Origin of the sequence: Duganella fentianensis (genome assembly GCF_009857835.1) — a bacterium.
In the GTDB taxonomy this organism is placed as follows: domain Bacteria; phylum Pseudomonadota; class Gammaproteobacteria; order Burkholderiales; family Burkholderiaceae_D; genus Rugamonas; species Rugamonas fentianensis.
Map to the genome: position 1 here is coordinate 412,010 of NZ_WWCL01000002.1, position 21,097 is coordinate 433,106.

The following is a 21,097-nucleotide window of genomic DNA, read 5'->3' on the forward strand; positions in this document are numbered from 1 at the left end:
CCATGTTCGAATTCATCTTCAAGCGCAACGGCGAAAGCGCTGGCGTAGCACCTGCCGCAACGGAGACTGCAGCCGGTGCGGCTGCTGCTGCTTCGGCCGAACGACGCGAACAACAGACCCGGCAGGCGGCCGCGCTGGCCGGTGACGAAGCGGCCGCCGTGGCGCTGATCCTGCAGAGCGAGTTTGCCGGCGTGCGGCTGCAGGCCGCCGAACATGTGCGCAGCCTGCCGCTGCTGGAACAGGTGCTGCAGGCGATGCGCAATACCGACCGGCGTGTGGCCAAGCTGATGCAGAGCCGGCTCGATGCGATCCGCTATCACGAAGCTGAACAGCGCAAAGCAGCGGTCTGTCTGGAACTGGCGGCACGCATGCTGGCCGATGAAAAACTCACGCCGAATCAGGTGGCCGAGCTGGACCGGCAATGGAGCATTACTACGGCCGATGCCGCACAGGCCATCAGCTTTGCCAGCCAGCGCATGGCGCTCGATGCGCGCCTGCAGGCGCAGGTGCAGCTGCAGCGCCAGATGATCGATGCGCTGGCGGCCTTGCGCCAGCTGCCTGCCAGCATGGACGACAAGGCCGCCGCGCAAGCTGCGCTGGACCAGTATGCTGCGCAGTTCGAGCGCTGCCAGCAGGACGCCGAGCATGCCACTCTGCCCAAGCATCTGCTGACGGATTTTGCCGCCGCCCTGAATCAGACGCGTGCCGCGCTGGCCGCAGGACAGGCAGCGCTTGCCGCCAAAGCTGCACCGGCGCCGGCGCAGCAGCAGGCCGCTACTGCCGTCGCTGACAGTGCTGGCGCTGATGCCGCCAGGCTTAATGGCGCAACCAGCGACGATGTCGAGGCGGGTGGTGCTGCAGCAAGCGGCCCCAATAGCTCGGAAGATGCGCTGGTAAATGCTAGCGCAGGCGCTGCCGCCGGCACGATGCCAGCCAAGGCTGCGCCAGCTGGCCGTGCCGCCAAGCCGGCCGCGCCGGATCCGCAATTTCTCAGCACCCTTGATGCGCTGGAACAGGCGCTCGAGCAGGGCTTGCTGCACGCTGCCGCCGAACATGATAAATGGCTCAAGGAACACAAGGCCCGTCTGGCGCCAGCCGTCACGGAACGCCTCAACCACCTGCGCGCCGAACTCAAACGCCTGAGCGACTGGGCGCGCTGGAGTGGCAATGTCTCGCGCGAGGAACTGGTAAAGGTGGTGGAAGAGCTGCCTGCACTGGGTCTGGCGATGAGCGAACTGGCCAAGAAAGTGGGCAGCATGCGCGAGCGCTGGAAGGCGCTCGATGCCGTCTCCGGCCACGCGCCGCGCAGCCTGTGGGAGCGCTTCGACCGCGCCTGCACCACGGCCTATGCGCCGGCCGCCGCCCATTTCAAGCAGCTGGCCGACGAGCGCCACGCCAATGCGGCCAAGGCGCAAGCCCTGATCGAAGAAACCCGCGCCATGGCGCAGGCAGCGGCCGAAGGCGTCGACCTGAAGAACGTGGCGGCAGCAGGCCAGCGCCTGCGCCAGATGTGGAGCCGGCTCGGTGCCATGGAGCGCAAGGAAAAGCGCAAGCTGGAACAGGCTTTCGACAAGGCGCTGGGCCAGATGCTGGCACCGCTGACCCAGCAGCGCAAGATCGAAGTGACGCGGCGCGAGCAGCTGATCCAGGAAGCCGAGCAGCTGCAGCCGACCGAACGCCATGCGCTCGACCTGCTCAAGCGCCTGCAGGAGCGCTGGCAGGAACAGGCCAAGGCGCTGCCGCTGGAGCGCAAGGCGGAACAGGCGCTGTGGCAGCGCTTCCGCGCGGCCTGCGATGCCGTCTACAGCAAGCGCAAGGAAGTGGCCCATGCGGCCGACCATGAACGCAAAGCCCATCTGCATGCACGCGAAGCGCTGTGCGCGCAGCTGGAAACGGCCACGTTCAGCGGCGATGACAAGGCCCAGCTGGCGGCGATAGCGGCACTGCTGCGCGAGACGGCCAGCGCATGGCAGCATGCGGGCACAGTGCCGCGTGCCGCCGAAGCCCGTATCAGCCAGCGCTATCAGGCCGCGCAGGCGCAGGTGCAGGCCCAGGCCGATGCGATCCGGCGCCGTAGCGGCGCAGCGCAAGCCCATGCCCTGCGCGACAAGCTGCGTCTGTGCCAGGCGCTGGAAGGCCAGCTGGTGCCGGCTAGCGCAGCGAACGGCGCCGCCACTGCCGACGAATGGCAGGCGCGCTGGGTAGCCATCCCCAAGCTGGGCGGCGAATACGAAAAAGCGCTGAGCGGCCGCTACAACGCTGCGCTGGCGCTGCTGGGCAGTGATGCGGCTAACTATCTGGCGCAGCTGGAAGCCAACCGTCAGCGCCTGCTCGATGAAGTGCTGCGGCTGGAAATCGTCGCCGGCGTCGATAGTGGTGCCGAGTTTGCCCGCGAGCGCCTGAAAATGCAGGTGGAAGTGCTGCAATCGTCGCTGAAATCGGGCCAGAAGCCGCAAAGCGCCACGGCTGCCTATCTGCAGCTATGCGCCATGCCGGCGCTGGCCGATGACCGCACGGTGAGCCGCATCGAAGCGCTGTTCCGCCGCATCGGCGGGGGAGAACGCTGATGGCGGCCGCTAGCTACAGCGTACGGGTACAGCAGCAGGATTTCGATCTGAGTACGGAAGTGGCGCTGCTGCGCGCCGCCCAGCCCGGGGTAGGCGCCATCGTCAGCTTTGTCGGCACGGTGCGTGATCTGAACGAAGGCGCCAGCGTGGCCGAGATGGAGCTGGAACACTATCCGGGCATGACGGAGCAGTCCATCCAGAACATCATCGAACAGGCACGGGGGCGCTGGGATATCTTCGGTGCGCTGGTGATTCACCGGGTGGGCCCGCTCAAACCGATGGAGCAGATTGTGCTGGTGGCCGTCACCTCGGCGCACCGGGGCGAGGCCTTTGCCGCCTGCGAATTCATCATTGATTTTCTCAAGACGGAAGCACCGTTCTGGAAGAAGGAACAGACGCCCGATGGCGGACGCTGGGTGGATGCCCGCGTCAGTGACGATGTCGCTTTAGAAAAGTGGTCGAAATAAGTTGTCGAAATGAGCAGACTTGATCTAGCTCATGGAAGTATGAAATAAATCGGTGAATCCTTGAAATGTAATTGATCAACCCTATTTGGGCGATAAGTTAAATTGATGGGAGCACCACCATGCGTCAGGACAAACTCACGACCAAGTTACAGGAAGCCCTGTCGGACTCGCAAAGTCTGGCGGTGGGTAATGACAACCAATATATCGAGCCCGTACACCTGCTGACGGCGCTGCTGAATCAGGACGACGGCAGTGCCCGCTCTTTGCTGCAGCGCGCCGGCGTGAATGTAGGCGGCCTGACCAAGGCGCTGGGCAGCGCGCTCGAACGCCTGCCCAAAGTCTCGGGTACGAATGGCGATGTGCAGGCCAGCCGCGAGCTGATCGCCGTGCTCAATCTGTCGGACAAGGAAGCGCAGAAGCGCAATGACCAGTTCATCTCCAGCGAGATGGTGCTGCTGGCGCTGACCGACGATAAATCCGATGCCGGCAAGCTGGCGCGCGAAAACGGCCTGACCCGCAAAGCGCTGGAAGCGGCCATAGCCGCCGTGCGCGGCGGTGCCAAAGTGGATAATCAGGATGCCGAAGGCCAGCGCGAAGCGCTGAAAAAATATACGCTGGATCTGACCGAGCGGGCCCGCGCCGGCAAGCTCGATCCCGTGATCGGCCGTGACGATGAAATCCGCCGCGCCATCCAGGTGCTGCAGCGCCGCTCCAAGAACAACCCTGTGCTGATCGGCGAACCGGGCGTGGGCAAGACCGCCATCGTGGAAGGGCTGGCCCAGCGTATCGTCAACAACGAAGTACCGGATTCGCTCAAGGGCAAGCGCGTGCTGTCGCTCGACATGGCGGCGCTGGTGGCCGGTGCCAAATTCCGCGGCGAGTTCGAAGAGCGCCTGAAAGCCGTGCTCAAGGAACTGGCCATGGATGAAGGCCAGACCATCGTCTTCATCGACGAAATGCACACCATGGTCGGTGCCGGCAAGGCCGAAGGCTCCATGGATGCGGGCAATATGCTCAAGCCTGCGCTGGCCCGTGGCGAGCTGCATTGCGTGGGCGCCACCACGCTGGACGAATACCGCAAATACATCGAGAAAGATGCTGCGCTGGAGCGCCGCTTCCAGAAGATACTGGTGGACGAGCCTTCGGTGGAAGCCACTATTGCGATCCTGCGCGGGCTGCAGGACAAGTACGAGCTGCACCACAAGGTAGCGATTTCCGATGCGGCCATCATCGCTGCGGCGGAACTGTCGCACCGCTATATCACGGACCGCTTCCTGCCCGATAAGGCGATCGACCTGATCGACGAAGCGGCTTCCAAGATCAAGATCGAGATCGACTCCAAGCCGGAAGTGATGGACAAGCTGGAACGCCGTCTGATCCAGCTGAAGATCGAGAAGGAAGCCGTGAAGAAGGAGAAGGACGAAGGTTCGCGCCGCCGGCTGGAGCTGATCGAGGAAGAGATCAGCCGTCTGCAGCGCGAGCTGAACGACTACGAGGAAATCCTCAAGGCCGAGAAGTCGGTGGTGCAGGGCAGTACCCACATCAAGGAAGAAATCGACCGCATCAAGCTGCAGATGGAGCAGGCCACGCGTGACAGCAACTGGCAGCGTGTGTCGGAGCTGCAGTATGGCCGCCTGCCGGAACTGGAGGCCCAGCTGAAACAGGCCGAAGCCGCGTCGGCCAGCAAGACCGGCGCCAGCCAGCCCAAGCTGCTGCGCACCGAAGTGGGGGCGGAAGAAATCGCCGAAGTGGTGTCGCGTGCCACCGGCATTCCTGTCTCGCGCATGATGCAGGGCGAGCGTGACAAGCTGCTGCACATCGAAGCCAAGCTGCATGAGCGCGTGGTGGGGCAGGACGAAGCGATAGCGGCGGTGGCCGATGCGATCCGCCGTTCGCGCGCCGGTCTGGCCGATCCTAACCGTCCATACGGCTCCTTCATGTTCCTTGGTCCTACGGGCGTGGGCAAGACCGAGCTGACCAAGGCACTGGCCGGCTTCCTGTTCGATACGGAAGATGCGCTGATCCGCATCGACATGAGCGAATTCATGGAGAAGCATTCGGTGGCCCGTCTGATCGGCGCGCCGCCCGGCTACGTGGGCTACGACGAAGGCGGCTATCTGACCGAAGCCGTGCGGCGCAAGCCTTACAGCGTGATCCTGCTGGACGAGGTGGAGAAGGCCCACCCCGACGTGTTCAACGTGCTGCTGCAGGCGCTCGATGATGGTCGCATGACGGACGGGCAGGGCCGCACGGTGGACTTCAAGAACACCGTGATCATCATGACGTCCAACCTCGGCTCGCATAAGATGCAGGCGATGGAAGATGCTGATCCGGGCGTGATGAAACTGGCCGTGATGGCCGAGGTGCGGGCGCACTTCCGTCCCGAGTTCATCAATCGTATCGATGAAATCGTGGTGTTCCATGGCCTCGACGAGAAAAACATCGGTGCCATCGCCAAGATCCAGCTGGCGATACTCGAACAGCGGCTGGCGCGCATGGACATGACGCTGACGGTGACGGATCAGGCGCTGCAGAAAATCGCCGAAGCCGGCTACGATCCTGTGTACGGGGCGCGGCCGCTGAAACGGGCGATCCAGCAGCAGATCGAAAATCCGCTGTCCAAGCTGATCCTGCAAGGCCGCTTCGGCCCCAAAGACACTATCCGCGTGGACGTGAGCAATGGCGAGCTGAGTTTTAACTGAGTCTGGCGGCGCGCTGCTGCGCGCCGTCGGGCGGCTTAAAGTTCAGCGTCCAGGCTGACGGGGAAATGGCAGGCGATGCGATTGCGTCCCTGCCGTTTTGCATTGTAGAGCGCCACATCGGCGCGTTTCAGCACATCTTCGAAGGAATGATCACCGGGCAGCATTTCGCTCAGGCCGCCGCTGATGGTGGCGCCGTCACCGAGCGATTGCAGCAGGCGTAATTCTTCCGCCACCCGCAGGCGCAGGCGTTCGGCAATGGGCTGGGCCAGTTCGCGTGTGGTATGCGGCATCAGCACGACGAATTCATCGCCGCCCAGACGGGCCGGAAAATCGGTGCTGCGCAGCACGGCGCGGCACACTTCGGCTGTGGTCTGCAAGGCTTGGTCGCCGCACAGGTGGCCGTAGCGGTCATTGATGCCCTTGAACTCGTCGATGTCGAAGATCAGCACGGCGCTGGGCGTACCGTAGCGCGCGTGCATCTCGTAGTGCTCGTTCAGCATCTGCATCAGCTTGCGCCGGTTGGCCAGCCCCGTCAGTGCATCCGTTTCGCTGAACATGCGCAACTGCTTTTCCAGCCGCTTGCTGGCGGTGATATTGCTGGCGATCCACAGCACGGCATCCTCACCCTGTACCTGATAGCCCAATGCCCGGACCCGTCCTTCGAACCAGATCACGTCGGGCGGCCCGTCGTTGTCCAGTCCCCGCACATCGCGTCCGCTGAGGGGATATTCCACCACGTGCATGCCGGGCTGGTCGAGGGCGATGGCAATCTGCTGGATAAACCAGCCGGCCCGTTCGTCGCTGAGTACGTCGGCGATGGTCTTGCCCACCAGTGAACTGCCGTCGTGGTAGTAGCGGTTATCGGCCCCGCCGAACAGGGCAGCGTAGCGGCCGCTACGGGTAAAGATGAAAGCGGGATCCGGCAGCGCCGCCAACAGACCGACGATTTGATCGTGGGAAAACAGGGACACGTCAGCCATACACGCGCTCTGGGTTAGGAAAAGATTAAATGTAACGTATTTCTGTACTGGACAGAAGATATTATGAGGAAATTCACTTTTTGCCACACTCAGGCTGTGCGCTGGCTAGCCTAGGGCATAGAATTAACGTTCTTTTCCCTACCAGATCAGGACAGATAATGAAATTTGCCACCACCGATTTATGCGACGACCACGCCGAGCTGCTCGATGACGGCCGGCTGGCAGTCTTGCCGCCCGTGTTACAGTCCTATGGCCAGCTGCGCAGTTTTGCTGGTCCGGCCTACACCTTGCGCGTGCATGAGGACAATGCGCTGGTGCGGGCCGTGCTGGAAACGCCGGGGCAGGGGCAGGTGCTGGTGATCGACGGCGGAGCCAGCCTGCGCCGCGCGCTGGTGGGTGGCCAGCTGGGACTGTTAGCTCAAAACAACGGCTGGGCCGGTATCGTGGTGGATGGCTGTATCCGTGACACGGACGAAATCAATGCCTGCCAGATCGGCGTGCGTGCGCTGGCCGCCCACCCGCGCAAGAGCAGCAAAAAAGGCGAGGGCGACCGTCAGGTGCAGGTGACGATACAGGGCGTGGCCGTACGCCCCGGCGCGTGGATTTATGCGGATGCGGACGGAGTTCTGGTAGCGCAGCAGGCACTGGCGTGCTAAGCTTGTCGATGTAAAACAGCAAACAAAGTTGACCGACAGGAATTGCCATGAAAAAACTTCTGATTGCGGTTGCCTGTGCGGGTGCGGCCCTGTCGGCCCAGGCTGGCGTGGTGTCGTCCTTGTCCGACGGTACGGTGCTGCCCATGGCAGCCAATGGCGCTTATGGCATCCCACCCCAGACGCTGGCGGATGGTGTGATATGGAGCAGTGATGGCGAGCGCTCGGTGTTCGGCTATACCAATGCGTTCGGCTTCAACCTCAACGGCCAGTGGCAGGGCATGCCGCTGGCTTCGCCGAATGATGGCTTCAGCAAGATGCAGCTGGCCTTCGATAAGCCGGTCATGGCGGTAGGCGCTTTGTTCAACTATGGTCGCAATTACGGCAATGCCACCATCGCGGCCTATGATGCCAGTCATCAGCTGATCGAATCGCTGGTGCTGCAGATCAATCTGCCGGCCGATAGTGTGAATCAGGGCGCGTTTTACGGCTTCCGCGAAAGCACGGCCAGCATCAGCTATTTCGTGATGTCGGGCGCCTACATCGCTGCCACCGATTTCACGGTTCTGGCCGTGCCGGAACCTTCCACCTATGCCATGCTGCTGGGCGGGCTGGGCTTGCTCGGCTTCGCCGCGCGGCGCCGGCGCCAGTAGGCAGGGCCGGCTTATTGCCGGCTAGCGCAGACACCCCGCATGCCTAGTGTATCCGGGGTGTTTTTTTCATCTGGCGAAATCTTCGTTTCACATTACGGCATGCGCCGCGCCAACAGTCGCGGCATTTCTTCCATTTTGAGAAATTGCTTTCCGCATCCTGAAAAATATTGTTTAAGTCACTGATTTGTAATAATTTAAAACTGATCATGTGTCTTATATAAGACTCGTTGTGCGCGGCACAAAAGGTCTATCATGGAGTCAGCGGATTTTAATTTTTGCAGGAGAAGAACATCATGGCCACTCGTGAACAGCAAATTGCCGAGCTTCAGCAGGATTGGGAGTGCAACCCGCGCTGGGCCGGCGTGCGGCGTACTTACAGCGCTGCCGACGTGGTGCGTTTGCGCGGCTCGCTGCCCATCAGCCACACGCTGGCCCAGCGCGGTGCCGACAAGCTGTGGCAGCTGCTGAACCAGGAAGCCCACGTAAATGCGCTGGGCGCGCTGACGGGTAATCAGGCGCTGCAGCAGGTGAAGGCAGGGCTGAAGGCCATCTATCTGTCCGGCTGGCAGGTGGCGGGGGATGCCAACGAGGCGGGCGCAATGTATCCCGACCAGTCGCTGTATCCCGTCAATTCCGTGCCCATGGCCGTCAAGCGTATCAATAATACGCTGCAGCGGGCCGACCAGATTCAGTGGTCGGAAGGGCGCGACGACATCGATTACTTTGCCCCCATCGTGGCCGATGCGGAAGCGGGTTTCGGCGGCGTGCTGAATGCGTTCGAACTGATGAAAGCCATGATAGAAGCCGGTGCGGCCGGTGTGCATTTTGAAGACCAGCTGGCCTCGGCCAAAAAGTGCGGTCACATGGGCGGCAAGGTGCTGGTGCCTACGCGCGAAGCCATCGAGAAGCTGACGGCAGCGCGGCTGGCGGCCGATGTGATGGGCACCAGCACGCTGCTGATCGCCCGCACGGATGCGGAAGGGGCCGATCTGCTGATTTCCGATATCGATGACAACGACAAGCCCTTCTGCACGGGCGAGCGCACGGTGGAAGGCTATTACAAGGTGCGCAAGGGGCTGGATCAGGCGGTGGCGCGGGCGCTGGCCTATGCCCCGTATGCCGATCTGGTGTGGTGCGAGACGGGCCGGCCCGATCTGGCCTATGCCAAGCGCTTTGCCGAAGCCGTGCATGCTCGCTTCCCCGGCAAGATGCTGGCGTATAACTGCTCGCCTTCCTTCAACTGGAAAAAGAATCTGGACGACGCCACCATTGCCCGCTTCCAGCGTGAACTGGCGGCCATGGGCTACAAATTCCAGTTCATTACGCTGGCCGGCTTCCATGCGCTCAACTACAGCATGTTCCATCTGGCGCACGGCTATGCGCGCCGCCACATGACGGCCTTCGTGGAATTGCAGGAAGCGGAATTTGCAGCGGCGGAGCGGGGCTTCACGGCCGTCAAGCACCAGCGCGAAGTGGGCACCGGCTATTTCGATGAAGTGACCCAGTGCATCCAGAGCGGGCTGTCGTCCACCACGGCCCTGCATGGTTCGACGGAAGACGAGCAGTTCTTCGAACCGAAAGTGGCCTGAACGTAAGGAGTTGGCGCTAGCGCGCAAAGCGGAGCCGCCACGCAGACAGTCGCGGCGGCTCCGGCGCTAGCGCATCAGGGCTTGCCCAGATGCTGGCACAGGTGCTGTTTCAGGCGTTCCTGGAAACTGTCGAGGTCGTCGATGGTGGCCAGATCATCGTCCACTTCCAGCATGTGGGTGCGGTGGCCCGGCGCGAACGACACGGTGGCTTCGATCTGACCCTGACGGTCGGTCAGCGAATGGCCCTGTACGGCAGCGAGGATGTTGTCCTGATCGTCAGTGATGATGGTCATTTTCATGACATGCCTCCGCCTTGCAGGTTGTGGAAAGCGCCGCCTATGCCCCTGTTGTGGATCTGTACAAAGTAGGTGGCGTTGCCATTGTTTTCCTTGCGCTTGCTTTGCTGGTCGGCCATGTGGATCGCGCCCTGATTGGGTGCTTTCACATCAGCCGAGGCAAACTGGGTGCCGTGATCGCTGGGATAGCTATAGTTCCAGAACGCCGTCTGACCGGGTGCCAGAAAGGTCAGCGGGCCAACATTATTGAAAGCCATAATCTCCTCCGATGGTAAGCGTCGCGCGCGGGTGCGGCGCGGCAGTTCCATCTTAGGCAGGCTCGGGTGGCATAGTTTGACGCATTCGATATGGGCCGCCATATCGCCCGCAAGCCAGGCCTATTTTTGGCGGTGCGGCCGTTCTGGGCGATAATGCGGCTTGTTTGCGCAAGCCTGCGCCCGAATCGCTTAAGAAAGTCCCTCCTATGTTTAGTTACCGTCACGCCTTTCACGCGGGTAATCACGCCGATGTGCTCAAGCACTTCATCACCATCCAGCTGCTGCAGTATCTGAACCAGAAAGATACGGCCTACACCTATATCGACACCCACTCGGGCGCCGGGGTGTATGCGCTGGACGGCACGTTTGCATCCAAGAATGCCGAATACGATACCGGCATAGGCCCGCTGTGGGAGCGCGACGATATGCCGCCCCAGCTGAAGGAATATGTGGACCTGATCCGCGCCATGAACCCCAGCGGCAAGATGCGCTACTACCCCGGCTCGCCTTATATCGCCGAGCAGGTGGCACGCGAGCAAGACCGTCTGCGTCTGTTCGAGCTGCATCCGGCCGATGCCAAGCTGCTGGCCGATAACTTCCGCAAGCTGGAAGAGCATGCGGCCGAACAGGGCATCCGTCCTACCGTGCGCGGCAAGCGCGTGATGGTGACGCGCAGCGATGGTTTCCAGTCGCTCAAGGCGCTGCTGCCGCCGCCGTCGCGCCGCGCCCTGGTGCTGATCGACCCGCCTTACGAAGACAAGCAGGACTACAAAAAGGTCAAGGATGCGCTGGCCGAAGCGCTCACGCGTTTCCCTAGCGGCACTTATGCCGTCTGGTATCCGCTGCTGCAGCGCATGGAATCGCGCCAGTTTGCCGACAAGCTCAAGCAGCTGCAGTGCAGCGAGTGGCTGAATGTGGTGCTAACCACGCGCGAGCCGACGCCCGATGGTTTCGGCCTGCATAGCAGCGGCATGTTCATTCTCAATCCGCCGTACACGCTGGAGCCCATGCTCAAGCAGGTGATGCCGTATCTGGTCAAGGCGCTCGGGGTCGATAGCGGTGCGCGCTTTACGCTGGAATCGGGTACGCCCACGCCCGTGCGCGGCAATGGCGGCACGGCTTCGCTGCGCAATGCAGCTGCTCAGGCGCCGCGTTCCGCTGGCGCATCTGGGCCGCGCTCCGCGTCAGCGCAGGGCCCGCGTGCCCCGGCCGGACAGGGGCCGCGCGGTGCTGGCGTGCGTACGGGTGCTGGCGAAGCGCGCTCCGGCGCAGGCCGCGAGGGGCTGGCAGCCAGGGCACGCCGGCCTACGCCGGTAGCGCCCCGTAGCGAGGGCGCAACGGCCGGGCGTACGACGGGGCCACGTCGACCTGTTAATCGCCAGAAATAAGTTGTCAGCGAGACATGATGGGTATAGTCTGATATTCAGCAGCAACCCGTTTGCGACGGGTTGCCCTCAGCAGGCTGATTACCAGATGGGGTGGACCCATGATGCTAGCGCCGTCGCCGCCAGAGGCCAGACCGTTCGATAACTTCTTTCTCGCACGTCAGCCCATCCTCAACCGGGGGCAGCGGCTGGTGGCTTATGAATTGCTGTTCCGCGATGGCCGTTTGCGCAATGATGCGCAGGTGACGGACGATACCGCCGCCACGGCGACCGTGATAGCCCATGCCTCCGAGCTGGGCATGGGGCAGGTGGTGGGTGAGCAGATGGCCTTCGTGAATGTCGATGCGGCCGGCCTGATGAGCGACTTCATCCGCTTCCTGCCGCCGGACAAGGTCATCCTCGAAATCCTTGAAACCGTCAAGGCCACGCCGGAACTGCTGGACCGCATCCATGAACTGAAGCGCTCGGGCTTCCGCTTTGCGCTCGACGATGTGATCAGCCAGACCGACGATGTGCGCCAGCTGCAGCCCCTGTGCGATGTGATCAAGATCGATATCCACCAGATGGGGCTGGAACAACTGCCGGCGCTGGCACGCCAGTTCAAGAATCCGCGCCAGAAGCTGCTGGCGGAAAAAGTCGAAACCATGGACGAGTTCCAGCAGTGCATGGATCTCGGCTTCGAATACTTTCAGGGCTATTACTTTGCCCGCCCCATGATCCTTAGCGGCAAGAAGATTTCACCGTCCCAGCGCAGCGTGCTGCAGCTGCTGGACCTGATCAGCAATGACGCGCCCAGCGCCGATATCGAGCGCAGCGTCAAACATGATGCCCTGATTACGCTCAATCTGCTGCGGCTGGTTAATACGCCGGCCGTGGGCGCGCGCTGCCGCGTCAATTCGGTCGGCCATGCGCTGATGGTGCTGGGACGGCGCCAGTTCCGGCGCTGGCTGCAGATCCTGCTGTATGTGAAAAACGGTGCGGCGCAGGAGTTCACGTCGCCCTTGCTGCAGCTGGCCACCACACGCGGCAAGACGCTGGAACTGATGATGGAGCATCTGCGTCCGGGCCAGCGCGTGAATGCCGATATCGGCTTCACGGTGGGGGTGATGTCGCTGATGGATACGCTGTTTTCCATGCACATGAATGAAGTGCTGGACAGCGTGCAGGTGCTGGATGAAGTCCGCACGGCTTTGCTATACCGTGCGGGCGACTATGGCGGCATGCTGAGCCTGATCGAGCAGATCGAGCAGGGCGGCAATGGCCAGCATCTGGCGCAGCGCCTGCATGCCCTGCAGCTGAGCCCGGCGGCGCTGTATGCCATCCAGCTGGCCGCCATCGACTGGGTCAACGATTACGCGCGCGGCATCTGATTACTGTCCCAGCAGCAGGAACACGGTAGGTTTTTTGTGGAAGTCCGGCGCGGGTGCGCTCTTCCATTTGGCGGCCGTCATGGTGCGGATGGATTCGCTAGGCAGGCTCAGATCGGTGGCCACGCAGATCAGCGTGCCGGGCGCGCAGGCGGCGCTCAGGGCTTCCAGCATGGCGCCGTTGCGGTAGGGCGTCTCGATGAAGAGCTGGGTCTGCTTTTCCTTGCGCGAACGCTGTTCCAGCTCCCTGATGCGGCTGGCGCGCTGGGCTGCGTCGGTAGGCAGATAGCCGTTGAAGGCAAAGCTTTGACCGTTCAGGCCGCTAGCCATCACGGCCAGCAGCAGCGAGGATGGGCCCACCAGCGGACGCACGGGAATGCCGTGCTGGTGCGCCAGCCGCACCAGATCGGCGCCGGGGTCGGCCACGGCCGGTACGCCCGCTTCCGACACCAGCCCGCCATCCTGCCCTGCCAGCAGGGGCTGCAGCAGACCAGCCAGCGCGCTGGCCGGCGTATTCACATTCAGTTCGGCGATGCGGATTTCCTGCAGCGGCTTGGCCAGCGGGTGGCGTGCATGCACCAGTTTCAGGAAGGCGCGCGCGGTCTTGGCGTTTTCCGCCACAAAGTAGTCGAGCTGCGAGGTCAGCTGCTGCACCTGTTCGGGCAGGACGGAAGCGAGGGTTTCCGTATCGCCCAGCGTGTTAGGGATGAGAAAGAGGGTGCCGGTCATAGTAGATTGTTGTGGTGCATTATTTAAAAAACGGCAGGCCGGCTTTGCGCAGCATGCCGGTCAGGGCGATCAGCGGCAGGCCTGTCAGCGCGGTCGGGTCATCGCTCTCGATACGTTCGAGGATGGCGATGCCCAGCCCTTCATTTTTGGCGCTGCCGGCGCAGTCATACGGCTGTTCGATGCGCAGATAGGCATCGAGCTCGGCATCAGGCAGGTCGCGGAAGCTGACATGGGCGCGCACTTCGTCCAGCTGGTAGCTGCCGTCGCGGCCGTCCCACAGGCACAGGGCCGTATGGAATACCACGGTGCGGCCGCGCATCTGTTGTAATTGTGCCAAAGCGCGAGCGTGGTCGCCCGGTTTGCCGATCTGGGCGCCATCGAGGGTGGCGACCTGATCGGAACCTATCACCAGACAGCCGGGCAGGCGGGCGGCCACGGCGGCGGCTTTCTCGCGTGCCAGCCGTAGTGCAGTATCGGCCGGGCCTTCGCCGGCCAGCGGGGTTTCATCGATATCGGGTACGGCCACTTCGAACGGTAATTGCAGGCGCGACAATAATTCCTTGCGGTAGGCCGAACTGGAAGCCAGTATCAGGCGCGGCAGTGCAGGGGTGCAGGGTAAACTTGTGGTCATGAGGGGAATGTTATATGCTCTGTCGCCGGTAGCGTAAGCGCCTGAAATCAGGGAGAATTACGCATATCCTTTGACGAACGACTGAAAACCCTGCTATTATCGCAGGTTTTCCGGGGAAATTTTCTGTAATGAATGCTATTGTGATCGACGCCTTTGATTTTTGTCGGAGCAACGGCAGCCAGCAAGGCGTAACGCCTGTTGCCGAAATGACCCGTTTGGCCAAGGAATGTGCGGACCCGTCCGGCACGATTACCTGGAGTGCCGTAGGAAGCACCAGCAAGTTGGGCTTCCCGCAGATGACGCTGTCCGTTGCCGGTACCGTGCAACTGGTTTGCCAGCGCTGTTTGACGCCTTACGCGCACACCATCGATTCGGCTACGCTGTTAATGCTCGGTAAAGACGACGAGCAGGCGGACGAAATCGAGGAAATGATTAATGACGAGACGATCGATGTGATCGTCGGTAGCCGCAGCATGGAGCTGATGGATATGGTGGAAGACGAAGCGTTGCTGGCCCTGCCGCATACGCCGAAACACGAAGTCTGCCCCGATACCGCTCTGCTGGACAAGGCAAAAAGCGCGAAATTGTCGCCTTTCGAAGCCCTCAAGGGCCTGACCCCGAATAAGTAGTGTTGTAAAGAACGTGTCAAACGCGTGTAGTAATCGAGTATGGCAAGTTAGCAGTGAACCGTAGTAAAGCAATACACTAATGCCTGCAAGTAATTTTGCTGGTAGGATACTCGATTCGCATGTATTTGCTGGTCGAATGTGTTAAAATTTTAGAACTTAGTATTAGGAGTCATTAACATGGCAGTTCAACAGAACAAGAAGTCCCCATCGAAGCGCGGTATGCACCGTTCGCACGATTTCCTGGTTGCTCCACAACTGGGTATCGAGCCAACCACCGGTGAAACCCACCTGCGTCACCACATCAGCCCTAACGGCTTCTACCGTGGTCGTAAAGTCCTGAAAACCAAAAACGACGAGTAATCGACGCTTTTGCTGGACTCTGAAATAGGCGGTGCTACGTGTATAAGGCGCGCAGCATCGCTTTTTCTTTATCATCGGCTGCAATCCTCTTTGCACACCGTCATTTTGAATCGCGTAGACCGACCGCTGTATGGTCCGCCGCCGGCCGCCGCTGGTCCTATCCGGGCTCGAGCGTGGTACTGAATCAACCCAAATGACAATCAAAATCTCTATCGACTGCATGGGCGGAGACCATGGTCCATCGGTCACTATCCCCGCAGTAATTTCCTTCCTCAAGCAACATGCTGATGCCGAACTGGTACTGGTCGGTCTGGAAGACGTATTACGCGCAGAACTTAAAAAACATCATGCAGAAGCCCATCCGCGTCTGAGCATCGTGCACGCCTCCGAGCAGGTGACCATGGATGATCCGCTGGAAGTGGCGCTGCGCCGTAAAAAAGACTCCTCGATGCGCGTGGCCATCGAGCAGGTCAAGGATGGCAAGACCCAGGCTTGCGTTTCGGCCGGTAACACGGGCGCGCTGATGGCTGTCGCCCGCTATGTGCTGAAGACCATGACGGGCGTGGATCGTCCGGCCATCTGCAGCATCATGCCTAACCAGAAGGGCGGCCCTACCTATATGCTGGATCTGGGTGCCAACGTGGATTGCGAACCGCACCACCTGCACCAGTTCGCCATCATGGGTTCCGTCATGGTTTCGGCCATGGAAAATATCCCCCGTCCTACGCTGGGTCTGCTCAATGTGGGCACGGAAGACATCAAGGGCAATGATGTGGTGAAAGCCACCAGCAAACTGCTGCAGGCCGACCACGAACGTGGCGCGCTCAACTTCTACGGCAATGTGGAAGGCAATGACATCTTCAAAGGCACGACCGATATCGTCGTTTGCGACGGCTTTGTGGGTAACGTCACACTCAAAGCAGTAGAAGGCGTGGCACGCTTCTTTGCTGATACGGTCAAATCGGAATTCACCCGCAATCCGCTCACCATGCTGGGCGCGCTGATCGGTCGTGGTGCACTGAACAATGTCAAGAAACGCCTGTCGCCATCGCGCTATAACGGTGCTAGTCTGCTCGGTCTGCGTGGTCTGGTATTCAAGAGTCATGGCGGTGCTGATGCATATTCGTTTGAATGGGCGATCAAGCGCGCGTATGATGCTGCAAAAAATGATGTGTTGCCGCATATCTCGACCCTGATTTCCGAGCTCATGCCGCGCAATGCCGAAGTGCCGGAAGCACCGGCCTCAAAATAATCAGTAGTGGACGACGAGAGGGCATGACTTTGTATAGCAAAATTATCGGCACTGGCAGTTATCTGCCAGCAAAGCGCGTGACCAACCAGGAACTGGCGGATCAGCTCGCAGCCAACGGTATTGAAACTTCCGACGAGTGGATCGTCACCCGTAGCGGCATTTCGGCGCGTCACTTCGCCGAAGCTGATCAGAAATCTTCCGATCTGGGCGTGATCGCCGCGCAGCGTGCGCTGGAGATGGCCAAGCTGCAACCTAACGATATCGACCTGATCATCCTGGCCAGTTCGACGCCGGATTTCTTCGGCAGCTTCCCCAGCACGGCCTGTATCGTGCAGCAGAAGCTGGGCATCACCAACAACGGCGCAGCGGTCGACGTGCAGGCCGTATGCTCGGGCTTTGTGTATGCCGTCTCGACGGCGGACGCTTTCATCCGCGCCGGCGTGCACAAGAACGTGCTGGTGATCGGTGCCGAAGTATTTTCGCGCATTCTGAATTTCGAAGACCGCACGACCTGCGTGCTGTTCGGCGACGGCGCTGGCGCCATCGTCATGACGGCATCGGAAGAGCCGGGTGTGCTGGCCACCAAGCTGCACGCTGATGGCCGCAATTCCCATGTGCTGAGCGTTCCGGGCAGCGTCGATGGTGGTGCCGTGGCCGGTAGCGCCTTCCTGTACATGGACGGGCCTGCCGTGTTCAAGCTGGCCGTTTCCGTGCTGGAGAAGGTGGCGCACGAAACGCTGGAGAAGGCGGGCATGACGCAGGACCAGATCGACTGGCTGGTGCCACATCAAGCCAACATCCGCATCATGAGCAGCACGGGCAAGAAACTGGGCCTGTCGCCGGAAAAAATGGTGGTCACGGTCGACCAGCATGGCAATACCTCGGCGGCCTCGATTCCGCTGGCGCTGGACGTGGCCGTGCGCGATGGCCGCATCCAAAATGGCCACAATGTGATGATGGAAGGCGTGGGTGGTGGCTTTACCTGGGGCGCAGTTCTGGTCAAAATGAGCGGTTTGCCAGAGGTAGGCGATAAAAAGGCTGATCTTTAGGCCCTGAATTAGAATTAGAGTTCTAACGAACTCGCCAGTAGTGCAGATGTCACGATGACATGCTAGCGTAGCGATCTACATAATCTGATGGATGAAGTAATGACTAAATTTGCTTTTGTTTTCCCTGGTCAAGGTTCGCAAGCGATCGCCATGATGGAAGGCTTTGCCGGTAATCCTGTGGTCGCTCAAACCATTGCAGAAGCGTCTGACGCGCTGCAGTTCGATCTGGGCAAGCTGATGGCCGAAGGCCCGAAAGAAGAGCTCGATCTGACCACCAATACCCAGCCTGTGATGCTGACGGCCGCCGTGGCCGTGTACCGCGCCTGGCTGGCTGCCGGCGGTCCGCTGCCGTCGCTGGTGGCCGGTCATAGTCTGGGCGAATACTCGGCGCTGGTTGCGGCCGGTGTGATCCAGTTCAAGGATGCCGTACCGCTGGTGCGCTTCCGTGCGCAAGCCATGCAGGAAGCCGTGCCGGTCGGGCAGGGCACCATGGCCGTGGTACTGGGTCTGAGCGACGATGAGGTACGCGCCGCGTGCAGCGAAGCCGCTGCCGCTGGCGGCGTGGTGGAAGCGGTCAACTTCAACGCACCGGCACAGGTGGTGATCGCCGGTGAAACGGCAGCCGTCGAACGCGCCTGCGAAATTGCCAAAGGCAAGGGCGCCAAGCGCGCCATGAAGCTGCCCGTCTCGGCACCGTTCCATTCCTCGCTGCTCAAGCCGGCTTCGGACCGTCTGCGTGACTACATGGCTGACCTGAGCTTTGCCGCGCCGCAGATTGCGCTGATTAACAACGTCGATGTGGCCGTGCTGAACGATCCTGCCGCCATCAAGGATGCGCTGGTACGTCAGGCCGCCGCGCCTGTGCGCTGGGTGGAAACCATGCAGAAAGTGGCAGCCGAAGGCATCACCAATGTGATCGAATGCGGTCCCGGCAAGGTGCTGATGGGCCTGACCAAACGCATCGATGGCAATCTGGTGGGCGACGCCATTACCGATCAAGCATCGCTGGAACGCGTGTTGACCTTGCTCAAATAATTAAGCAGGTAAGTAAGCAGGTCTTCAGGCACACTCCCTACACGTCAAAGGAAACACATGAATTTAGCAAACCAAGTTGCCCTCGTTACGGGCGCATCGCGCGGCATCGGTAAAGCCATCGCCCTCGAGCTGGCCCGTCAGGGTGCGCGCGTGATCGGCACGGCCACCAGCGAAGCCGGTGCCGAAGCGATTTCCGCCTATCTGGCCGAAGTCGGTGCCGAAGCAGGCAAGGGCGTGGTACTCAACGTCACCGACGCCGAGCGCTGCACGGGTCTGATCGACGAGATCAGCAAGACCTATGGCGCCGTGGGCATTCTGGTCAACAACGCCGGTATCACCATGGACCAGCTGGCCATGCGCATGAAGGATGAAGAGTGGGATCAGGTAATCGCCACCAATCTGAGCGCCGTAGGCCGCATGTCGCGCGGCGTGCTGCGCGGCATGATGAAAGCCAAGACTGGCCGCATCATCAACATCACTTCCGTGGTGGCCTCGTCGGGCAATCCGGGCCAGATGAACTATGCCGCTGCCAAGGCCGGCGTAGAAGGCATGACGCGCGCGCTGGCACGTGAAATCGGTAGCCGCAACATCACCGTCAACAGCGTGGCGCCGGGCTTTATCGATACCGATATGACCAAATCGCTGGGCGAAGAGCAGCACGCCGCCCTGCTGACCCAGATTCCGCTGGCCCGTCTGGGCAAGCCGGAAGACATCGCTGCGGCGGTGGCTTTCCTGGCTTCGCCACAGGCAGCCTATATTACCGGTACTACCCTGCACGTGAACGGCGGGATGTATATGAATTGATGTGTTCCGGTGAGGAAATACTCACCGGTTCCCGTCTTTTAGCAGTGTTTTCGGCTGATTTAGCAGCAGACGCCGAAAATCGTTTTTAGGCGCGCAAACCTGATAAAATGCGCGCTTTCCGTAACAAACATAATGGAGCCATAACATGTCGGATATCGAACAACGCGTTAAGAAAATCGTCGCTGAACAACTGGGCGTCGCTGAAGCAGACATCAAGACCGAGTCCTCGTTCGTTGACGATCTCGGCGCTGACTCGCTGGACACCGTAGAGCTGGTAATGGCTCTGGAAGACGAATTCGAAATGGAAATCCCTGACGAACAAGCAGAAAAGATCACGACCGTGCAGCAAGCGATTGACTACGCTACTGCCCACGTCAAGGCCTAATTCTGCCCGATCGACTCTAGGAGAATCGCTTGAGAGGTTCTAAAAACCGTCGTGTTGTCGTCACCGGCCTCGGCTGCGTGACCCCGGTCGGCAATACCATTGCCGACTCGTGGGCCGCCATCACCGAAGGTAAATCGGGGATCGCCAGCATCACCAAGTTTGATGCGCAAGCTTTCACCACCCAGTTCGCCGGTGAAGTCAAAGGCTTCAATATCGAGGAGTACATCCCCGCTAAGGAAGCGCGCCACATGGATACCTTTATCCATTACGGCATGGCCGCCGGCATACAGTCGGTGCAGGATGCCGGCCTGGTCGTAACCGAAGAGAACGCCGATCGTATCGGCGTGATGATCGGTTCCGGTATCGGCGGCTTGCCGCTGATCGAAGAAACCAAGCAAGACTACGACAAGCGCGGTCCGCGCCGTATCTCGCCATTCTTCGTGCCTGCGTCGATCATCAATATGATCTCGGGCAATCTGTCGATCAAGTACGGCATGCGCGGTCCCAACCTGTCGATCGTGACGGCCTGCACCACCGGCCTGCACTGCATCGGCATGGCGGCCCGCCTGATCGAATACGGCGATGCCGATGTGATGGTTGCAGGCGGTGCGGAATCGACCGTATCGCCACTGGGTCTGGGCGGCTTCGCTTCGGCCCGTGCTCTGTCCACCCGCAACGATGATCCAGCGACCGCTTCCCGTCCGTGGGATATGGATCGCGACGGTTTCGTGCTGGGCGAAGGCGCCGGTGTGATGGTGCTGGAGGAGTACGAGCACGCCAAAGCGCGCGGCGCCAAAATCTACGCGGAGCTGCTGGGCTTCGGCATGAGTGCCGATGCTTATCACATGACTTCGCCTCTGGAAGATGGTAGCGGCGGCAGCAAGTCCGTGATTGCCGCACTGGCCCATGCCGGTGTCAATCCGGATCAGGTGCAGTACCTGAATGCCCACGGTACCTCGACCCCTCAGGGCGATGTGGCCGAAGTGCAGGGCATCAAGCGTACCTTTGGTGCGCACGCCAAAAACATGGTGGTCAACTCGACCAAGTCGATGACTGGCCACCTGCTGGGCGGTGCCGGCGGTCTGGAAGCAGTGTTTACGGTGCTGGCAGTACACCATCAGGTGTCGCCGCCGACCATCAACCTGTTCAACCAGGACCCGGCCTGCGATCTGGACTTCTGTGCCAACGTGGCGCGCGATATGAAGATCGAGTATGCAGTCAAGAACTCGTTCGGCTTCGGCGGCACCAACGGCAGTCTGGTATTCGGCAAACTGTAATACCCGGTTCGGCTCCGGCCTGAACTAAAT

Annotated in this window: 21 protein-coding genes; 16 read left to right on the top strand and 5 right to left on the bottom strand. The window is 60.9% G+C overall.

Features of this window, described 5'->3' with window-relative positions:
• Positions 1–2: 2 nt before the first annotated feature.
• The 3 genes from GTP23_RS09725 to clpB all read left to right on the top strand — a co-directional run bounded on the left by GTP23_RS09725 (position 3) and on the right by clpB (position 5,736).
• On the top strand, positions 3–2,567 hold the full coding sequence (locus tag GTP23_RS09725; RefSeq protein WP_161034976.1) for a DUF349 domain-containing protein: 2,565 nt from the start codon (positions 3–5) through the stop codon (positions 2,565–2,567).
• The gene (locus GTP23_RS09730) at positions 2,567–3,034 is read left to right on the top strand and encodes a molybdenum cofactor biosynthesis protein MoaE (RefSeq protein ID WP_161034977.1); all 468 of its coding nucleotides are present in this window, start codon (positions 2,567–2,569) and stop codon (positions 3,032–3,034) included. Before GTP23_RS09725 ends, GTP23_RS09730 begins: the two co-directional genes overlap by 1 nt.
• A gap of 119 nt (positions 3,035–3,153) precedes the next feature.
• A complete protein-coding gene (gene clpB, locus GTP23_RS09735; protein ID WP_161034978.1) occupies positions 3,154–5,736 on the top strand; it encodes an ATP-dependent chaperone ClpB in 2,583 nt (860 codons plus the stop codon).
• Positions 5,737–5,771: 35 nt separating this feature from the next.
• Here clpB and GTP23_RS09740 read toward each other — a convergent pair whose 3' ends face one another.
• The gene (locus GTP23_RS09740) at positions 5,772–6,716 is read right to left on the bottom strand and encodes a sensor domain-containing diguanylate cyclase (protein ID WP_161034979.1); all 945 of its coding nucleotides are present in this window, start codon (positions 6,714–6,716) and stop codon (positions 5,772–5,774) included.
• Positions 6,717–6,874: 158 nt separating this feature from the next.
• Here GTP23_RS09740 and rraA point away from each other — a divergent pair, with 158 nt between their 5' ends.
• From rraA to aceA, 3 genes are all read left to right on the top strand, one after another.
• On the top strand, positions 6,875–7,372 hold the full coding sequence (rraA, locus tag GTP23_RS09745) for a ribonuclease E activity regulator RraA (RefSeq protein WP_161034980.1): 498 nt from the start codon (positions 6,875–6,877) through the stop codon (positions 7,370–7,372).
• Positions 7,373–7,419: 47 nt separating this feature from the next.
• The gene (locus GTP23_RS09750) at positions 7,420–8,022 is read left to right on the top strand and encodes a PEPxxWA-CTERM sorting domain-containing protein (protein ID WP_161034981.1); all 603 of its coding nucleotides are present in this window, start codon (positions 7,420–7,422) and stop codon (positions 8,020–8,022) included.
• A gap of 293 nt (positions 8,023–8,315) precedes the next feature.
• Positions 8,316–9,611, top strand: a complete 1,296-nt coding sequence (gene aceA / locus GTP23_RS09755; RefSeq protein ID WP_161034982.1) for an isocitrate lyase — start codon at positions 8,316–8,318, stop codon at positions 9,609–9,611.
• Positions 9,612–9,685: 74 nt separating this feature from the next.
• Here the strand turns inward: aceA and GTP23_RS09760 are convergent, their stop codons facing one another.
• Together GTP23_RS09760 and GTP23_RS09765 are read right to left on the bottom strand one after the other, a co-directional pair.
• Positions 9,686–9,910 (bottom strand): hypothetical protein, encoded by a 225-nt coding sequence (locus GTP23_RS09760; RefSeq protein WP_155435109.1) that lies wholly within the window; start codon positions 9,908–9,910, stop codon positions 9,686–9,688.
• On the bottom strand, positions 9,907–10,164 hold the full coding sequence (locus GTP23_RS09765) for a hypothetical protein (RefSeq protein WP_161034983.1): 258 nt from the start codon (positions 10,162–10,164) through the stop codon (positions 9,907–9,909). The genes GTP23_RS09760 and GTP23_RS09765 overlap by 4 nt, the downstream gene beginning before the upstream one ends.
• A 206-nt stretch (positions 10,165–10,370) precedes the next feature.
• Between GTP23_RS09765 and GTP23_RS09770 the strand changes: the two genes are divergently transcribed.
• Positions 10,371–11,552 carry a 23S rRNA (adenine(2030)-N(6))-methyltransferase RlmJ gene (locus tag GTP23_RS09770; RefSeq protein ID WP_229256031.1) on the top strand — a complete coding sequence of 394 codons (1,182 nt, stop codon included), beginning with the start codon at positions 10,371–10,373 and terminating at the stop codon, positions 11,550–11,552.
• A 98-nt stretch (positions 11,553–11,650) separates the two neighbouring features.
• Positions 11,651–12,919, top strand: coding sequence for an EAL and HDOD domain-containing protein (locus GTP23_RS09775; protein WP_161034984.1), 1,269 nt, complete (start codon positions 11,651–11,653; stop codon positions 12,917–12,919).
• On the opposite strand, the gene GTP23_RS09780 is transcribed toward GTP23_RS09775, so the two are convergent.
• Both GTP23_RS09780 and GTP23_RS09785 read right to left on the bottom strand, forming a co-directional pair.
• On the bottom strand, positions 12,920–13,645 hold the full coding sequence (locus tag GTP23_RS09780) for an SAM-dependent methyltransferase (RefSeq protein WP_161034985.1): 726 nt from the start codon (positions 13,643–13,645) through the stop codon (positions 12,920–12,922).
• Between the two features lie 19 nt (positions 13,646–13,664).
• A complete protein-coding gene (locus GTP23_RS09785) occupies positions 13,665–14,276 on the bottom strand; it encodes a Maf-like protein (protein WP_161034986.1) in 612 nt (203 codons plus the stop codon).
• Positions 14,277–14,404: 128 nt separating this feature from the next.
• Here GTP23_RS09785 and GTP23_RS09790 point away from each other — a divergent pair, with 128 nt between their 5' ends.
• The 8 genes from GTP23_RS09790 (at position 14,405) to fabF (ending at position 21,067) form a co-directional block, all read left to right on the top strand.
• On the top strand, positions 14,405–14,905 hold the full coding sequence (locus GTP23_RS09790) for a YceD family protein (RefSeq protein WP_161034987.1): 501 nt from the start codon (positions 14,405–14,407) through the stop codon (positions 14,903–14,905).
• A 177-nt stretch (positions 14,906–15,082) separates the two neighbouring features.
• Complete coding sequence (gene rpmF / locus GTP23_RS09795) at positions 15,083–15,265, top strand: 50S ribosomal protein L32 (RefSeq protein ID WP_008449924.1); 183 nt, start codon at positions 15,083–15,085, stop codon at positions 15,263–15,265.
• Positions 15,266–15,458: 193 nt separating this feature from the next.
• Positions 15,459–16,517, top strand: a complete 1,059-nt coding sequence (gene plsX / locus GTP23_RS09800; protein WP_161034988.1) for a phosphate acyltransferase PlsX — start codon at positions 15,459–15,461, stop codon at positions 16,515–16,517.
• A gap of 23 nt (positions 16,518–16,540) precedes the next feature.
• On the top strand, positions 16,541–17,566 hold the full coding sequence (locus GTP23_RS09805) for a beta-ketoacyl-ACP synthase III (protein ID WP_161034989.1): 1,026 nt from the start codon (positions 16,541–16,543) through the stop codon (positions 17,564–17,566).
• Positions 17,567–17,665: 99 nt separating this feature from the next.
• On the top strand, positions 17,666–18,601 hold the full coding sequence (gene fabD / locus GTP23_RS09810; RefSeq protein ID WP_161034990.1) for an ACP S-malonyltransferase: 936 nt from the start codon (positions 17,666–17,668) through the stop codon (positions 18,599–18,601).
• A 57-nt stretch (positions 18,602–18,658) separates the two neighbouring features.
• A complete protein-coding gene (gene fabG, locus GTP23_RS09815) occupies positions 18,659–19,405 on the top strand; it encodes a 3-oxoacyl-ACP reductase FabG (RefSeq protein WP_161034991.1) in 747 nt (248 codons plus the stop codon).
• A gap of 145 nt (positions 19,406–19,550) precedes the next feature.
• Positions 19,551–19,790, top strand: a complete 240-nt coding sequence (acpP, locus tag GTP23_RS09820) for an acyl carrier protein (RefSeq protein WP_055936274.1) — start codon at positions 19,551–19,553, stop codon at positions 19,788–19,790.
• A gap of 29 nt (positions 19,791–19,819) precedes the next feature.
• Positions 19,820–21,067, top strand: coding sequence for a beta-ketoacyl-ACP synthase II (fabF, locus tag GTP23_RS09825; protein ID WP_161034992.1), 1,248 nt, complete (start codon positions 19,820–19,822; stop codon positions 21,065–21,067).
• The last annotated feature ends 30 nt before the right edge of the window (positions 21,068–21,097 follow it).

What these genes read in the sequence shown, in the direction of transcription:
- rpmF (WP_008449924.1), top strand. Translation starts at nt 15,083, where the DNA reads ATGGCAGTTCAACAGAACAAGAAGTCCCCATCGAAGCGCGGTATGCAC.
- GTP23_RS09730 (WP_161034977.1), top strand. Translation starts at nt 2,567, where the DNA reads ATGGCGGCCGCTAGCTACAGCGTACGGGTACAGCAGCAGGATTTCGAT.
- GTP23_RS09740 (WP_161034979.1), bottom strand. Translation starts at nt 6,716, where the DNA reads ATGGCTGACGTGTCCCTGTTTTCCCACGATCAAATCGTCGGTCTGTTG.
- GTP23_RS09760 (WP_155435109.1), bottom strand. Translation starts at nt 9,910, where the DNA reads ATGAAAATGACCATCATCACTGACGATCAGGACAACATCCTCGCTGCC.
- GTP23_RS09785 (WP_161034986.1), bottom strand. Translation starts at nt 14,276, where the DNA reads ATGACCACAAGTTTACCCTGCACCCCTGCACTGCCGCGCCTGATACTG.
- GTP23_RS09725 (WP_161034976.1), top strand. Translation starts at nt 3, where the DNA reads ATGTTCGAATTCATCTTCAAGCGCAACGGCGAAAGCGCTGGCGTAGCA.
- aceA (WP_161034982.1), top strand. Translation starts at nt 8,316, where the DNA reads ATGGCCACTCGTGAACAGCAAATTGCCGAGCTTCAGCAGGATTGGGAG.
- fabD (WP_161034990.1), top strand. Translation starts at nt 17,666, where the DNA reads ATGACTAAATTTGCTTTTGTTTTCCCTGGTCAAGGTTCGCAAGCGATC.
- GTP23_RS09790 (WP_161034987.1), top strand. Translation starts at nt 14,405, where the DNA reads ATGAATGCTATTGTGATCGACGCCTTTGATTTTTGTCGGAGCAACGGC.
- GTP23_RS09780 (WP_161034985.1), bottom strand. Translation starts at nt 13,645, where the DNA reads ATGACCGGCACCCTCTTTCTCATCCCTAACACGCTGGGCGATACGGAA.
- rraA (WP_161034980.1), top strand. Translation starts at nt 6,875, where the DNA reads ATGAAATTTGCCACCACCGATTTATGCGACGACCACGCCGAGCTGCTC.
- plsX (WP_161034988.1), top strand. Translation starts at nt 15,459, where the DNA reads ATGACAATCAAAATCTCTATCGACTGCATGGGCGGAGACCATGGTCCA.
- GTP23_RS09765 (WP_161034983.1), bottom strand. Translation starts at nt 10,164, where the DNA reads ATGGCTTTCAATAATGTTGGCCCGCTGACCTTTCTGGCACCCGGTCAG.
- GTP23_RS09750 (WP_161034981.1), top strand. Translation starts at nt 7,420, where the DNA reads ATGAAAAAACTTCTGATTGCGGTTGCCTGTGCGGGTGCGGCCCTGTCG.
- clpB (WP_161034978.1), top strand. Translation starts at nt 3,154, where the DNA reads ATGCGTCAGGACAAACTCACGACCAAGTTACAGGAAGCCCTGTCGGAC.
- acpP (WP_055936274.1), top strand. Translation starts at nt 19,551, where the DNA reads ATGTCGGATATCGAACAACGCGTTAAGAAAATCGTCGCTGAACAACTG.
- fabG (WP_161034991.1), top strand. Translation starts at nt 18,659, where the DNA reads ATGAATTTAGCAAACCAAGTTGCCCTCGTTACGGGCGCATCGCGCGGC.
- GTP23_RS09775 (WP_161034984.1), top strand. Translation starts at nt 11,651, where the DNA reads ATGATGCTAGCGCCGTCGCCGCCAGAGGCCAGACCGTTCGATAACTTC.
- GTP23_RS09805 (WP_161034989.1), top strand. Translation starts at nt 16,541, where the DNA reads ATGACTTTGTATAGCAAAATTATCGGCACTGGCAGTTATCTGCCAGCA.
- GTP23_RS09770 (WP_229256031.1), top strand. Translation starts at nt 10,371, where the DNA reads ATGTTTAGTTACCGTCACGCCTTTCACGCGGGTAATCACGCCGATGTG.